The organism is Streptomyces solincola (assembly GCF_002982015.1).
GTDB lineage: Bacteria > Actinomycetota > Actinomycetes > Streptomycetales > Streptomycetaceae > Streptomyces > Streptomyces solincola.
In genome coordinates this window covers 1-14658 of record NZ_PVLV01000017.1, presented here as the reverse complement: position 1 = coordinate 14658, position 14658 = coordinate 1, and the positions used below count along the sequence as shown (strand labels likewise).

The 14658-nt window shown below is 74.8% G+C and carries 15 protein-coding genes and 1 riboswitch; of the genes, 6 read left to right on the top strand and 9 right to left on the bottom strand.

Annotated elements, in window-relative coordinates:
• Positions 1-25: 25 nt before the first annotated feature.
• Both macS and C6N75_RS01350 read left to right on the top strand, forming a co-directional pair.
• Complete coding sequence (gene macS / locus C6N75_RS01355; RefSeq protein ID WP_105866978.1) at positions 26-1252, top strand: MacS family sensor histidine kinase; 1227 nt, start codon at positions 26-28, stop codon at positions 1250-1252.
• Entirely contained in the window at positions 1249-1953 is a 705-nt protein-coding gene (locus C6N75_RS01350; protein WP_105866977.1) for a response regulator, read from the top strand. The genes macS and C6N75_RS01350 overlap by 4 nt, the downstream gene beginning before the upstream one ends.
• A 108-nt stretch (positions 1954-2061) precedes the next feature.
• Here the strand turns inward: C6N75_RS01350 and C6N75_RS01345 are convergent, their stop codons facing one another.
• Positions 2062-3963 (bottom strand): anthranilate synthase family protein, encoded by a 1902-nt coding sequence (locus C6N75_RS01345; protein WP_105866976.1) that lies wholly within the window; start codon positions 3961-3963, stop codon positions 2062-2064.
• A gap of 108 nt (positions 3964-4071) precedes the next feature.
• Positions 4072-4128: a trp operon leader peptide gene (locus C6N75_RS32170; protein ID WP_374684217.1), complete on the bottom strand. Its 57-nt coding sequence runs from the start codon at positions 4126-4128 to the stop codon at positions 4072-4074.
• A gap of 89 nt (positions 4129-4217) precedes the next feature.
• Here C6N75_RS32170 and C6N75_RS01335 point away from each other — a divergent pair, with 89 nt between their 5' ends.
• On the top strand, positions 4218-5564 hold the full coding sequence (locus C6N75_RS01335) for a class II 3-deoxy-7-phosphoheptulonate synthase (protein ID WP_181160279.1): 1347 nt from the start codon (positions 4218-4220) through the stop codon (positions 5562-5564).
• Between the two features lie 158 nt (positions 5565-5722).
• Positions 5723-5989, top strand: a complete 267-nt coding sequence (locus C6N75_RS01330) for a (2Fe-2S)-binding protein (protein ID WP_105866973.1) — start codon at positions 5723-5725, stop codon at positions 5987-5989.
• A 19-nt stretch (positions 5990-6008) separates the two neighbouring features.
• Here the strand turns inward: C6N75_RS01330 and bfr are convergent, their stop codons facing one another.
• On the bottom strand, positions 6009-6503 hold the full coding sequence (gene bfr / locus C6N75_RS01325) for a bacterioferritin (RefSeq protein WP_105866972.1): 495 nt from the start codon (positions 6501-6503) through the stop codon (positions 6009-6011).
• A 157-nt stretch (positions 6504-6660) separates the two neighbouring features.
• Here bfr and C6N75_RS01320 point away from each other — a divergent pair, with 157 nt between their 5' ends.
• Complete coding sequence (locus C6N75_RS01320) at positions 6661-7293, top strand: sulfite oxidase-like oxidoreductase (protein ID WP_105866971.1); 633 nt, start codon at positions 6661-6663, stop codon at positions 7291-7293.
• A gap of 28 nt (positions 7294-7321) precedes the next feature.
• On the opposite strand, the gene C6N75_RS01315 is transcribed toward C6N75_RS01320, so the two are convergent.
• The 6 genes from C6N75_RS01315 to thiO form a co-directional block, all read right to left on the bottom strand.
• Entirely contained in the window at positions 7322-7816 is a 495-nt protein-coding gene (locus C6N75_RS01315; protein ID WP_105866970.1) for a DUF4396 domain-containing protein, read from the bottom strand.
• Positions 7817-7946: 130 nt separating this feature from the next.
• Positions 7947-8804, bottom strand: coding sequence for a deoxyribonuclease IV (locus C6N75_RS01310; protein ID WP_105866969.1), 858 nt, complete (start codon positions 8802-8804; stop codon positions 7947-7949).
• Between the two features lie 2 nt (positions 8805-8806).
• On the bottom strand, positions 8807-10780 hold the full coding sequence (pknB, locus tag C6N75_RS01305; RefSeq protein WP_181160278.1) for a Stk1 family PASTA domain-containing Ser/Thr kinase: 1974 nt from the start codon (positions 10778-10780) through the stop codon (positions 8807-8809).
• 131 nt (positions 10781-10911) lie between these two features.
• A complete protein-coding gene (locus tag C6N75_RS01300; RefSeq protein ID WP_105866968.1) occupies positions 10912-11706 on the bottom strand; it encodes a thiazole synthase in 795 nt (264 codons plus the stop codon).
• A gap of 5 nt (positions 11707-11711) precedes the next feature.
• Positions 11712-11936, bottom strand: coding sequence for a sulfur carrier protein ThiS (gene thiS / locus C6N75_RS01295; protein ID WP_105866967.1), 225 nt, complete (start codon positions 11934-11936; stop codon positions 11712-11714).
• Positions 11937-11971: 35 nt separating this feature from the next.
• Complete coding sequence (gene thiO / locus C6N75_RS01290; RefSeq protein WP_105866966.1) at positions 11972-13204, bottom strand: glycine oxidase ThiO; 1233 nt, start codon at positions 13202-13204, stop codon at positions 11972-11974.
• Positions 13202-13316: riboswitch (TPP riboswitch) on the bottom strand. Its footprint overlaps the gene before it by 3 nt.
• 117 nt (positions 13317-13433) lie before the next feature.
• Between thiO and C6N75_RS01285 the strand changes: the two genes are divergently transcribed.
• Positions 13434-14642, top strand: a complete 1209-nt coding sequence (locus C6N75_RS01285; protein WP_105866965.1) for an NAD(P)/FAD-dependent oxidoreductase — start codon at positions 13434-13436, stop codon at positions 14640-14642.
• Positions 14643-14658: the final 16 nt, after the last annotated feature.

Below are 14658 nucleotides of genomic sequence, written 5' to 3'. Positions count from 1 at the left end.
TCGCACGGGGGAAGCGGGGGACGGCGTGGCCAAGCGCGAACGGGTCGTGCGGATGTCGGTCGAGCAGCCGCTGTGGCGGGCGCTGACCGCCTACCGGGTGCTGACCGCCGGGTACGCGGTGCTGCTGGCGGTCTTCGCCCGGGAGGACTTCGAGCGGCCCTGGATCGCGGTCGCCGTCCTCGCGGTGCTCTCGGTGTGGACGCTGGCCACCCTGCCGCAGGTGTCCGGCGCGGCCCGCTGCACCCGGCCGTTCCTCGCCGTGGACCTGGCCGTCGCGCTCACCGGCATCCTGCTCACCCCGCTCGCCGACGTGCACGCCCAGACCTTCGACGGCCCGACCCTGCCGAGCATATGGACCGCCGGCGCCGTCCTGGCCTTCGCCATCAAGGGCGGCTGGCGGTGGGCCGCGTTCGCCTCCACCCTGGTGGCCGCCGCCAACATCGTCGAGCGCGGCCAGCCCAGCCGGGACACCCTGCACCACGTACTGCTGGTGTGGATCGCGTCCATCGCCATCGGCTACGTGGTGGAGGTCGCCCGCGCCTCCGAGCGGACCCTGGCCCGCGCCCTGGAGATCGAGGCCGCCACCCGCGAGCGCGAGCGGCTGGCCCGGGACATCCACGACTCCGTCCTCCAGGTGCTGGCCATGGTCCAGCGCCGGGGCGCCGCGCTGGGCGGCGAGGCCGCCGAACTGGGCCGGATGGCCGGGGAGCAGGAGGTCGCCCTGCGCACCCTGGTCGCCGGCGGCCTGGCCCGCCCCTCGTACGCCTCCGAGGACGCCGCCCTGGGCGCGGTGGTCCGGGTGGTCGACGAACCGGACCGGCCGCCGGGGGAGGCCGAGGGCGACCTGCGGGCGCTGCTGGCCCCGCTGGCCGGGGCGCGGGTCACCCTGGCCGACCCGGGCGCCCCGGTGCCGCTGCCCGCGCCGGCCGCCCGGGAGGTCGCCGCCGCGGTCGGCGCCGCCCTGGACAACGTGCGCCGGCACGCCGGAGCGGACGCCCGGGCGTGGATACTCGTCGAGGACTGGGCGGACGAGGTCGTCGTCACCGTCCGGGACGACGGACCGGGCATCCCCGAGGGGCGGCTGGTCCAGGCCGAGGGCGAGGGCCGCATGGGCGTGGCCCTGTCCATCCGGGGCCGGCTGCGGGACCTGGGCGGCAGCGCCGAACTGGTCTCCGTCCCCGGTCAGGGCACCGAGGTCGAGTTGAGGGTTCCACGGGCCGCGGGCGCCCGGCGGGGGAAGGCACAGCCATGAGCGACACCGTGAATCACCAGGCGAGCGAGCAGCAGGGCATCCGGGTCATGGTGGTGGACGACCACCCGATGTGGCGGGACGCGGTCGCCCGCGACCTGGCCGAGGCCGGGTTCGACGTGGTGGCCACCGCCGGGGACGGCGAGCAGGCCGTCCGCCGGGCCCGCGCCACCGGCCCCGACGTCATGGTGCTCGACCTCAACCTGCCGGCCAAGCCCGGCGTGCAGGTCTGCAAGGAGCTGGTCGGCTCCGGCGCCGGCCCGAAGGTGCTGGTGCTGTCCGCCAGCGGCGAGCACGCCGACGTGCTGGAGGCGGTGAAGTCCGGGGCCACCGGCTACCTGGTGAAGTCCGCCAGCACCGCCGAACTGCTGGACGCCGTCCGCCGCACCGCGGCCGGCGACCCGGTGTTCACCCCCGGCCTCGCCGGACTGGTCCTCGGCGAGTACCGCCGCCTGGCCACCGAGCCCGCCCCGGCCGCCGGCTCGGGCGGCGCGAAGTCCGCCGCCCCGCAGCTCACCGACCGGGAGACCGAGGTGCTGCGGCTGGTCGCCAAGGGCCTGAGCTACAAGCAGATCGCCGAACGCCTGGTCATCTCGCACCGCACCGTGCAGAACCACGTGCAGAACACCCTCGGCAAGCTCCAGTTGCACAACCGGGTCGAGCTGGTCCGCTACGCCATCGAGGCCGGCCTCGACGACGTCTGACCGCCTCCCGACCCCGGCGCGCCGACCGGCGCGCCGGGGTCGACGGCGGGAACGCGCCGGTCCCGCCCCCGTCCGGGCCCTGAGGCCGGGGGCGGGACCGGCGCGGCCTCAGCGCGCGGTCGGATCCAGCGCGGCCACCAGCTCCCGCACCACGTCCACCCCGCGCAGGGTCAGCACCGACTCGGGGTGAAACTGCACCCCGGCGAAGCCCGGCCCGCGCAGCGCGTGCACCTCGCCGGTGCCGGCGTCCCGGCTCACCTCCACGCCCCGCAGCCCCAGCGCCGCCGCCTCCGCTCCGTCGCAGCGGGCGGTGAAGCTGTTGTAGAAGCCGACCGTCTCCTCCGCGCCGAACAGGTCGATCCGCCGCTGCGCACCCTGCTCCGGCTCCCGCTTGCGCACGATGGACAGCCCCAGCTCGGCCGCGATCAGCTCATGGCCCAGGCACACCCCGAGCACCGGCCGGCCCTCGGCAGGCCGCCCGCCGCGCAGCAGCTCGGCGGCCAGCGAGCGCAGCAGCCGCATCTTCGTGTCGGCCAGGTCCCCCGGGTCGCCGGGGCCGGGGCCCAGCACCACCGGGCCGGCGTGCGCCAGCGCGGCCTCCCGCACCCCCGGCTCGTCGAACCGGCGGATGCTCACCTCGAGCCCCGCCGAGCGCAGCAGGTGCGCCAGCATCGCGGTGAAGGTGTCCTCGCCGTCCACCACCAGGGCGTGCCCGCGCCGGTCGGCCGGCCGCTCCTGCATCCGCAGCCAGAACGGCGCGAGATCCGCCCGCCGGGCGTCCAGCGCGGCCCGCACCCGCGCGTCGCCCGCCAGTCGCGGACCCTCCGCCCCGGCCTCGGCGTCCGGCCGGCCGGGCCGTACGCCGAGGGCGGCCAGCACCCCGGCCGCCTTGGCGTGGGTCTCGGCGACCTCGGAGGCCGGATCGGAGTGGCGCACCAGGGTCGCCCCCACCGGCACCCGCACCTGCCCGGCGGCCGAGATGTCCGCCGTGCGGATGAGGATGGGCGAGTCCAGGCTCTGCGCGCCGCCCGGCTCGGTGGACAGCAGCGCCAGCGCGCCCGCGTAGTAGCCGCGGCCCCCCTCCTCGTACCGCTCGATCACCCGGCAGGCGTTCTGCACCGGCGAGCCGGTGACGGTGGCCGCGAACATGGTCTCCCGCAGCACCTCGCGGACGTCCAGCGAGGAGCGGCCGCGCAGCTCGTACTCGGTGTGGGTGAGGTGCGCCATCTCGCGCAGCCGCGGCCCGACGACGGTGCCGCCCATGTCGCCGACGGTGCACATCATCTTCAGCTCCTCGTCGACCACCATGGAGAGCTCGTCGGTCTCCTTGCGGTCGGCGAGGAAGTCCAGCAGCTGCTCGGCCGTCGGCTCGCCCGCCGGGTGCCGGAACGTGCCGCTGATCGGGTTCATCACCACCGTGCCGCCGGACATCCGGACATGGACCTCGGGGCTCGCGCCGACCAGGGTGCGCTCACCGGTGTGCACGGCGAAGGTCCAGTACGCCCCGCGCTCGCCGGCCAGCAGCCTCCGCAGCAGCGCCAGCGCGTCGGCCCGGCCGAAGCCGTCGATCCGCCCGGTGTAGTTGCGGCGGATGACGAAGTTGGCCCCCTCGCCGCTGCCGATCTCGTCCGCCACCACCCGGCGCACGGTCTTCTCATAGTCAGCGTCCGACACGTCGAACCGGCCGTCCACGACGCGCACCTCGTGCGCGGGCAGCTCGGCCATCACCTCGGCCAGCGGCAGCTCGTAGCGCTCCTCGGCGACCAGCACGGTCAGCGGGGTGCCGTCGTCCCGCACGTCGAAGCCGCGCTCGGCCAGCTGCCGGAACGGCACCAGGGCCAGGGTGGGGCGGTCGCCGACCGGCAGGTCGGCCAGTTCGGCGGCCTCGTGCACCGGGCCGACGAGCACCTCGACGGTGTCGTGGTCACGGCCCGGCGTACGCCGTCTGAGCACGGCGAACGGGGGAGCGGCGGGGTCGAGCAGGCGGTCGAGCAGCGGGCGGGCTTCCATGGATCGTCCTCCGAGTCGTTCGGGGACGGTCCGCCCGGCGCGTACGCCGAAGGCCGCCCCTCGGGCGGCCTTCGCGGTCTTCTCGTTCGCTGTGCGCGCACGTACCGGTCAGCGGGCCGCCGAATGGGCGGTCCACCACCAGGAGCGGGTCGTCGGCGCGAACATGGGGCGAACCCTACCGCAAGATCCTCGTCTCATCAGGTGAGCGAACGGCTGGACGCGTCCCCGGACCCCGTAAGGTGGGTCGGGTGACCGTGAACGCTAAGACCACCACGACCGGTGGCATCACCTGGCGAGACCTTCCCGCGGCGCAGCAGCCCGAGTACCCCGATGCCGAGGCTCTGCGCGATGTGATCGCGGACCTCGAGTCGTATCCGCCGCTCGTCTTCGCCGGCGAGTGCGACCTGCTGCGCGCCCGGCTGGGGGCCGTCGCCCGGGGTGAGGCGTTCCTCCTCCAGGGCGGCGACTGCGCCGAGGCGTTCGACGGGGTCTCGGCCGACCACATCCGCAACAAGCTCAAGACGCTGCTCCAGATGGGCGCCGTCCTGACCTACGCGGCCTCGGTGCCGGTGGTCAAGGTCGGCCGGATCGCCGGCCAGTACTCCAAGCCGCGCTCCAAGCCGACCGAGACCCGCGACGGCGTGACCCTGCCGACCTACCGGGGCGACTCGGTCAACGGCTTCGCCTTCACCGAGGAGGCCCGGGTCCCCGACCCGCAGCGGCTGAAGCGCATGTACCAGGCGTCGGCGTCCACGCTGAACCTGGTCCGCGCCTTCACCACCGGCGGCTACGCCGACCTGCGCCAGGTGCACGCCTGGAACCAGGACTTCGTGAAGTCGTCGCCCTCCGGCCAGCGCTACGAGCAGCTCGCCCGCGAGATCGACAACGCGCTGAACTTCATGAAGGCCTGCGGCACCGACCCGGCCGAGTTCCGCACGGTGGAGTTCTACGCCTCCCACGAGGCGCTGCTGATGGACTACGAGACGGCGCTGACCCGCACCGACTCGCGCACCGGCCAGCTCTACGACACCTCCGGCCACATGGTGTGGATCGGTGAGCGCACCCGCCAGTTGGACGGGGCGCACATCGAGTTCGCGTCGAGGATCCGCAACCCGATCGGCATCAAGCTGGGCCCGACCACCACGGTGGACGAGGCGCTGACCTACGTGGACCGGCTGGACCCGGAGCGCGAGCCCGGCCGGCTGACCTTCATCGCCCGGATGGGCGCCGACAAGGTCCGCGACAAGCTCCCCGAGCTGGTGGAGAAGGTCACCGCCTCGGGCGCCACCGTCGCCTGGGTCTCCGACCCGATGCACGGCAACACCTTCGAGGCGGCCTCCGGGCACAAGACCCGCCGCTTCGACGACGTGCTGGACGAGGTGAAGGGCTTCTTCGAGGTCCACAAGGAGCTGGGCACCCACCCGGGCGGCATCCACGTGGAGCTGACCGGCGATGACGTCACCGAGTGCGTGGGCGGCGGCGACGAGATCTTCGTCGACGACCTGCACCAGCGCTACGAGACGGCCTGCGACCCCCGGCTCAACCGGAGCCAGTCGCTGGACCTGGCCTTCCTGGTCGCGGAGATGTACCGCGACCAGTAGCGACACCTCGCATACGACCGATGGGGCGCGGATCTGTGATCCGCGCCCCATCGGCGTCCGCCGGGCTTTTGCGCAACCTCGGCTGTGGGTAAGGTTAGGTTAGCCTCACCGATCAATCGGGGAGACGCACCGCAGACCCCGAGAAGATCCGGCAGGAGGTGGACCGCGTGTACGTGTGCTCGTGCTTCGGTGTCACCGAGAAGCAGGTCAGGCAGCACGCCGAGGACGGCGCCTGCACGCCCCGCCAGATCGCCGCGGCCAGCAGGGCCGGCACCGACTGCGGCTCGTGCGTGCGCACCATCCAGGGCATCCTCGGCCGGGGCGCCTGCCCGCGCCGCGAGCTGGCCGACCGGGGCCGACCGGTGCTGACCGCGGACGTCGCCGCCGCCACCGCGGCGGCCCAGCCGCTCCCCGAAGCCGCCTGACCCGGGTCCCCCGGCGGACTCAGGCGCCGTCGCCGTCGGGCTGGACCTGCTCGATCTGCTGCGCGATGTACAGCGCCTCACCGAGCTTCTCGACCAGGTCGAGCTGGGTGTCCAGGTAGTCGATGTGGTGCTCCTCGTCGGCCAGGATCGCCTCGAAGATGTTGGCCGAGGTGATGTCGCCCTTGGCGCGCATGACCTCGATGCCGCGGCGCAGCCGGTCGATGGCCTCGACCTCGATCTGCCGGTCCGCCTGGAACATCTCGGTCAGCGTCTGGCCGACCCGCACATGGAACAGCCGCTGGTAGTTGGGCAGCCCGTCCAGGAAGAGGATGCGGTCGGTCAGCGTCTCCGCGTGCCGCATCTCGTCGAACGACTCCGCCCGGGTGTACCTGGCGAGCTTCGTCCACCCCAGGTGGTCCTGCATCTTGGCGTGCAGGAAGTACTGGTTGATAGCCGTCAGCTCGGCGGTGAGCTGCTCGTTGAGGAACTCGATGACCTCCGGGTCGCCCTGCATCGCCGGGGCTCCTTCCACGCGAAGTGATCAGTGCGGATGCCGCGATACTCGCACCGCCGCGCGGGGCCGTCCAGTAAGTGCAGGCTTAGTAGGAGTTGCCCCCGTTCGGCCTCCGACCTGGTCATGACCACCCTTCCCCGTCTGTCACCATTGAGTCATGGTCCAGCCAGGAAGCGAGGAACACCGGGCGACGGCGGGGTCCGAGCTTCCACCGGGGCAGCGGCTCCAGCGCGGCTGGCCGGTCACCCACTACGGTCCGGTGCCCAAGTTCCGGCCCGAGCGCTGGGAGTTCCGGGTCTTCGGCGCCACCGCCGACGGCGACAAGCACACCTGGAACCACGAGGAGTTCTCGGGTCTGCCGTTCGGCACCGTCGACGCGGACCTGCACTGCGTGACGAAGTTCAGCATGACCGGGGCCGAATGGGGCGGCGTCCCCGCCCGCACGGTCCTGGACCTCGCGCCGCCGGCGCCCGGCGTCACCCATGTCATGGTCTGGGCCGAGTACGGCTACAGCGCCAACCTGCGGCTGCCCGACTTCGCCTCGGACGCCAGCATCTTCGCCACCCACAAGGACGGCGAGCTGCTCACCGCCGAGCACGGCTTCCCGCTCCGCCTGGTGGTGCCGCACCTGTACGCCTGGAAGGGCCCCAAATGGGTGCGCGGCGTGGAGTACATGACCGCCGACCGCCGCGGCTTCTGGGAGGAGCGCGGCTACCACAACATCGGCGACCCCTGGTCCGAGCAGCGCTACTCCTACCAGGAGGAGCCGGGGGACGGCCCCGAACTCTGAGCGCGTCCCCCGGCCGGCCCGGGGCCGCTCAGTGGTACTGGTGCACCACCGCGTGGCCCTTGCCGCGGCCGATCATCCAGCGGTTGACCGGCGTGGTGAGCAGGAAGGCCAGCGTCAGCGCGAGGGCGAGGGCGCCCCAGAACAGCCCGTCGGCCAGGTGCGCGTCCATCGCGCCCGGCCACAGCGCCAGCACCCCGTTGTCGACCAGCTCCATCACGGCGATGGACAGGGTGTCGGCGGCCAGCGCCACCCGCACCGCGGCCCGGAAGCCGAGGCCCGCCTTCAGCACCCCGCGCAGGGTGAGCGCGTAGCCGAAGAAGAACGCCAGGACGATGGCGAGCACCATGGTCGGCAGGTTGCCCCAGCCGAGCGCGGTGCCGATCACCATGCCCAGCACCTCGCCGATCGCGCAGCCGGTGAGGCAGTGCAGCGTGGCGGTGGCGGCCGTGGACCAGCTCGCGGGGCCCTTGGCGGCATGGGCGTCGTCGTGGGCGTGATCGTGGTGCTGGTGGCGGTGCTCCATGGTGACCCCCAGGGCGGTGGACGTGGGCGGGTGCGGCCGCCGACCATGTAACCGTATACCCCCGTGGGGTATTCCCGTCGAGTGTCGGCGCCGGCCTGGGAGCGAGGCGGCCGGCGCACCCGTTCCCGGCTCAGCGCAGTCGCTTGAGGCGGGCCACGTCGGCCGCGTGGCCCTCGGCGCCGCCGGGCGTCTCGATCACCAGCGGAACGCCGGCCGCCGCCGGGTGGCGCATCAGCGCGGCGAACGGCTCCGCGCCGATGTGCCCGGCGCCGATGTTGACATGGCGGTCCTTGCGGGCGCCTGCCACGTCCTTGGAGTCATTGGCGTGCACCAGCTTCAGCCGCCCCTCGCCGACCTCGGCGACCAGCGCGTCCAGGGTCCGGCGCACCCCGTCCTCGGCGGCCAGGTCGTGCCCGGCGGCGAAGACGTGGCAGGTGTCCAGGCAGACGCCGAGCTTCGGATGGCGGTCCAGCGCCTCGAAGTACGGGCCGAAGTCCTCGGCCAGCGAGCACAGCGACGAGCCCTGCCCGGCGGTCGACTCCAGCAGCAGGCACGGATCGTCCTCGTGGTCGAGCTCCTCCAGCAGCGGCAGCATCCGCTCCCGCACCTGCGCCAGCGCCGTCTCGCGGGAGCGCCCGCCGGTCGCCGAACCGGTGTGCACCACCACGCCGAGCGCCCCGATCTCCCGGGCGCGGCGCAGCGAGTGGCGCAGCGAGGCCACCGAGAAGTCCACGGTCGCCTCGGTGTGCGAGCCGAAGTTGATCAGGTACGGGGCGTGGACGTACGCCGGGATGCCCGCGGACGCGCACTCGGCGCGGAACAGCTCGTCCTGCGCCGGGTCGCCGGCCGGGGTGGCCCACCCGCGCGGATTGGCCACGAAGACCTGCACGGCCTCCGCGCCGATCTCCCGGGCGTAGGCCAGGCCCTTCTTGGCCAGGCCGCCGGCCACCGGGACGTGGCCGCCCACGGGGTTGGGCTCGCGGTGCACTCTCACAGCCCCTTGGTGGTGAGGGTGATGACCGACCCCTCCGGGGCCTGCTCGCCGCCGGCGGTGGACTGGTCGTCCACGGTGTTCCCGAGGAACGGGAAGCTCTTCTCGACCTTCACCTGGAAGCCCGCGGCCTCCAGCTTCCGGGTCGCGTCCTCGACGTCGCTGCCGGTGACGTCCGGCACGTCGACCATCCTGGGCCCCTTGGACAGGGTCAGGGTGACGGTGTCGCCCTCGGCGACCTCGTGGCCGGCGGCGGGCGACTGGGCGGCGACCGAACCGGCGTCCTCGGCGGAGTGCCTGCGCTCCGCGGCGACCTTCACCTTCAGCCCGGCGTCCTCCAGGGTGCTCCGGGCGTCCTCGGGGCTCGCGCCCGTCAGGTCCGGCACCTTGACCGGGGCGCCGTTGCTGACCACCAGGGCGACCGCGGAGTCCGGCTTGCGCTTGGTCCCCGGGGCCGGGTCGGTGGAGATCACCGCGCCCCGCTCGACCTCCTGGCTGAACTTCCGGCTGACCGCGCCGGGCGCCAGGCCCGCGTCGGTCAGCTCCTTGCGGGCCGCCTCCAGCGCCAGGCCCCGCACGTTCGGCACCCGCACGATCTCCGGGCCGCGGGACACGGTGAGCGTCACCTTGCCGTTGCCGCGGATGCGCTCGCCGGGAGCGGGTTCGGCGGCCATCACCTCGCCCCGGTCGTAGGAGTCGCTGAAGCCCTGCTCGACCGCCCGGACGTCCAGGCCGGCGTCGGAGAGCCGCTGCTCGGCCTCGGCCCGGGTCTCCCCCAGGAGGGCCGGCACCCGGGTGAACTGCCCGGAGTTGACGTACCAGACGCCCGCGCCGATGCCGAGGAAGACCAGCGCCGCCAGCACGGCCGCGGCCAGCCCGCGGCGCGGACCGGCGGGCAGCAGCCCGCGGGCCCGCGCCCCGGCGGAGGGCCGCGCCGGCCGGGGCGGCACCGGCGGCGCGGCCAGCCGGCTGGTGCGCTGCACGCCGTCGTCCTGCTGCCCGTCGGTGCCGTCCGTGCCGTCCGTGCCGGGCAGCGGGCGGGCGATCACGCTGGTCCGGTCCTCCGCACCCGCCGCGCCGCCGGCCCCGTCCTCGCGGGAGCCGGGCGGCACCCGGTCCAGTTGCTCCTCGGTCAGCGCCGCCCGCGCCTCGCGGGTGCGGCCCAGCAGCTCCACCGCGTCGTACGGGCGCAGGTCCGGCTCCCGGGCGGCCGCGGCCGCCACCAGGGCGTCCAGCTCCGGGGCCAGCCCGGGCACGGCCTCGGAGGGCGCCGGTACGTCGGTGTGCAGGTGCCGGTAGAGGACCTGCCCGGGGGTGTCGCCGGTGTGCGGCTTCGCGCCGGTCAGCATCTCGTACAGCACCACCCCGCAGGCGTACACGTCGGCCCGGGTGTCCGCGGTGCCGTGCTCGATCTGCTCCGGCGCGAGGTAGGAGACGGTGCCCAGCAGCGAACCGGTGGTGTTGGTGGCGGTGCCCACGGCCCGCACCAGACCGAAATCGGCCACCTTCACCCGGCCGTCGTCGCCGATCAGCACGTTCTCCGGCTTCATGTCCCGGTGCACGAACCCGGCCCGGTGCGCGGCGCCCAGCGCGGCCAGCACCGGCTCCAGGATGTCCAGCGCCGCCCTCGGCCGCAGCGCCCCCCGCCCGCGCAGCACGTCGCGCAGGGTGCACCCCTCGACGTACTCCATGGCCAGGTAGACGTACGCGCCGTCGGCGCCCTGGTCGAAGACGCCGACCACGTTCGGGTGCGCGAGGCGGGCGACCGACTTGGCCTCCCGGATGAAGCGGTCCACGAAGGCGGCGTCGGTCGCGAGCGAGGGGTGCATCACCTTCAGGGCGAGCACCCGGTCCAGCCGGGTGTCGACGGCCCGGTAGACCGTGGCCATGCCACCGACGGCGATGCGCGCGTCGACTCGGTAGCGGCCGTCGAGCAGTCGGCCGACGAGCGGGTCGTGCAGGGTCGTATCCACCCGGACGAGTCTACGAGGAGGTGCGGACGGCCCCGAACGCCCCGGTCGCCCCGCCCCGGCACGGGGGCGGAGCTGTCACAGCCGGTGGCCGGAACGTGTCCTTCCCGCTGTCGCCGCCCGGGGCGGCGGGCTCAGAACGCCGGGCGCTCCGGGTCGAAGTCGGCCCGGCCGGCCACCGGCGAGGACGCCTCGGCGAAGTGGCGGCGCGGGATGCGGCCCGCCCGGTGGGCCAGCCGGCCGGCCTCGACCGCGTGCCGCATCGCCTCCGCCATCAGCACCGGCTCCTGCGCGCGGGTCACCGCCGAGGCCAGCATCACCGCCGCGCAGCCCAGCTCCATCGCCAGCGCCGCGTCCGACGCGGTGCCCGCGCCCGCGTCCAGGATCACCGGGACGCCCGCCCGCTCGGTGATCAACTGGAAGTTGTGCGGGTTGCGGATGCCGAGCCCGGAGCCGATGGGGGAGCCCAGCGGCATCACCGCCGCGCAGCCGACGTCCTCCAGCCTGCGGGCCAGCACCGGGTCGTCGTTGGTGTAGGGCAGCACGGTGAAGCCGTCGTCCACCAGCGTCTCGGCGGCGTCCAGCAGCTCCACCGGGTCCGGCAGCAGGGTCCGCTCGTCGGCGACCACCTCCAGCTTGACCCAGTCGGTGCCCAGCGCCTCCCGGGCCAGCCGGGCGGTGAGCACCGCCTCGCCGGCCGTGAAGCAGCCGGCGGTGTTCGGCAGCACCCGGATGCCCAGGCGCCGCAGCACCGAGAGCACCGAGCTCTGCACGGTCGGGTCCAGCCGGCGCATGGCCACCGTGGTCAGCTCGGTGCCGCTGGCCGTCAGCGCGCGCTCCAGCACGTCCAGGCTGGGGGCGCCGCCGGTGCCCATGATGAGCCGGGAGTCGAAGACGGTCCCGGCGATGGTCAGTCGGTCGTCGGCCATCGCGCTCAACCTCCCTGCACCGCGGTCAGCACCTCGACCCGGTCGCCCTCGCCGAGCAGCGTCCCGGGCCACGCGCCGCGCGGCACGACGGTCTCGTTGACGGCGGCGGCCACGCCGGAGGGCGCCGTGGTCAGGGCCGACACCAGCGCGTCCAGCGTGGTGGGCCCGGTCAGCCGCCGCGCCTCGCCGTTGACGGAGACGGTGATCGTGACGTTCGCAGGGGATTCCATGGCACTCCTCCAGTGGTGGGAGCAGATGAGAGTGGTCAGCGCTGAAGGGCGGCGGTCGCCGCGTCGGCCCGGGCCCCGGGAGCGGCGGCCGCCGTGAACCGGGTCGGCAGGAAGGCCCGGGCGTGCTCCGGCAGCTCGCCGGTGACCAGCAGCTCGGCCATCACCTCACCGGTCACCGGGGTCAGCAGCACGCCGTTGCGGTAGTGCCCGGTGGCCGTGTGCAGCCCCGGCAGCGCGGTCGGGCCGAGCAGCGGCGCGTTGTCCGGGGAGCCGGGCCGCAGCCCCGCGCCGGTCTCCACCAGCGGCAGCTCGGTGATGCCCGGCAGCAGCTCGTGGGCGTCGCGCAGCAGCTCGTACACCCCGCCGGCGGTCACCGTGGTGTCCCAGCCCTGCTCCTCGCTGGTCGCGCCGATGACCAGCTCGCCGCTCTCCCGGGGCACCAGGTAGAGGTGGCAGCCGCGCACCACCGCGCGCAGGTTGCGGCTGAGGAAGGGGGCGTACGCCGGGGGCACGGCGAGCCGCACCACCTGGCCCTTGACCGGCCGCACCGGCGGCAGGACCTCCGGCGGCACGCCGCCGAGCCGGCCGCTGAGGCTCCCCGCGGCCAGCACCACCTGGCCCGCCGCCACCGCCGTGCCGTCCGCGAGGACCGCGCCGGCCGCCCGGTCCCGCACCACCGTCAACCGCTCGGCGAGCGACCGGTGGAAGACCACCCCGGCCCGCTCGCAGGCGGCGACCAGGGCCGCGCCGAGCCGGCGCGGGTCCACCTGGTGGTCGTCGCCGACCCGCAGCCCGCCGCGCACGCCCGGCGCCAGCATCGGCTCCAGGCGGCGGCACTCCCGGCCGGTCAGCCACTCCGAGTCCAGCCCGGTGCGCCGGTGCAGGGCGTGCAGTTCGCGCAGCTCGGCCCGGTCGTCGGCGTCCAGCGCCACCGCCAGCGTCCCGCAGGCGCGGTGGCCGACCTCCCGCCCGGACGCCTCCTCGAGCTCGGCGACGAACTGCGGATAGCGGCGCGCCGAGGCCAGGCTCAGCTCCAGCAGCCGCTCCTCGCCGTAGTGCAGCTCGGTGACCGCGGCCAGCATCCCGGCCGCGACCCGCGCCGCGCCACCGCCCGGCTCCGGGTCGGCGACCGCGACCGCGAGGCCGCGCTGCGCCGCCCGCCAGGCCGTCACCAGACCGATGATCCCGCCCCCGACGACCAGCACGTCGGCCGCCCGCGGCCGCGTCCGCGCGCCGGTGCGCGCCGTGGTGTGCGTCTCCGTGTGCATGGGCTTCCCGCCCCTCCCTTCGCCGGCATGACCCGGATCAGGTTCGTACGGTCGGAGGCCGCGCCAGCCTCCCTCTCAGCCCGCTGCGATCCGGGCTCCCGCGTGTCCTCTGCGGCAGCCAGCCTAACCCCGGGCCCCGGCGGGCCGTAACGGCGGGCGAGCCGTTTGTATGGTTGCCCCGTTGAGCAGGCGGACGGCGGCCGCGCGGGCGGCCCGGAGGGGAGCGCGAATGGACGCCGAGCGGCGGCGGGTGGTGATCGCGGGCGCGGGCATGGCGGGCGTGCAGACCGCGGTGGCCCTGCGCGACCTGGGCTTCACCGGCGAGGTGCTGATGATCGGTGCGGAGCCGCACCAGCCGTACGACCGGCCGCCGTTGTCCAAGGCGGTCCTGCTGGGCACCGCCGAGGGCTCCGCCTTCGAGATCGACTTCGCCGCGCTCGGCATCGGGCTGCGGCTCGGCCTGGAGGTCACCGGCGTCCGCCCCGACGCCCGCGAACTCGACACCGCCGAGGGCCCGGTGCCCTACGACGTGCTGGTGCTCGCCACCGGCGCCCGGCCGCTCGCGCTGCCCGGCGCGGAGGGCGTCCCCGGCGTCCACCTGCTGCGCACCCTGGACGACGCCGCCCGGCTGCGCCCGGTGCTGGAGAAGCAGCACGAGGTGGTGGTGGTCGGCGCGGGCTGGATCGGCGCGGAGTTCGCCACCGCGGCCCGCGGCGCCGGCTGTGTGGTCACCGTGGTCGAGGCCGCCGACCGGCCGCTGGGCGGCGCGTTCCCGCCGGAGGTCGGCACGCCGATGGCCGAGTGGTACGCGGAGAGCGGCGCGACCCTGCTCACCGGGGCCAGGGTGGCGCACGTGGAACCCGGCGAGGTCGCCCTCGACGACGGGCGGCTGCTCCCGGCGGACGCGGTCGTGGTCGGCATCGGCGCGCGCCCGGCCACCGACTGGCTGGCCGGCTCCGGGATCGCGCTCGGACCGGACGGCTCGGTCACCGCCGACGACCGGCTGCGCGCCTCCGCGCCGGACGTGTACGCGGTCGGCGACTGCGCCTCCTACCCGTCGGCCCGCTACGGGCGGCGGCTGATGGTGCACCACTGGGACAACGCCCTCCAGGGGCCGCGCACGGTCGCCGCGGCGGTCGCCGGCGCCGAGGAGCCGCCGCCCTACGACCCGGTGCCCTACTTCTGGTCCGAGCAGTTCGGCCGGTTCGTGCAGTACATCGGGCACCACGAGGCCGCCGACGCCATGGTGTGGCGGGGCGACCCGGCGGAGCCGGCCTGGTCGGTGGCCTGGCTGCGGGGCGGCGCGCTGGTGGCGCTGCTGGCGGTCGGCCGCCCGCGCGACCTCGCCCAGGGCCGCAAGCTGATCGAGGCCGCGACGCCGCTGGACCCGGCCCTGGTCGCCGACGCCGCCCGCCCGTTGAAGTCGGCGGCGGCGTGACCCCGTCCGCCCGTTG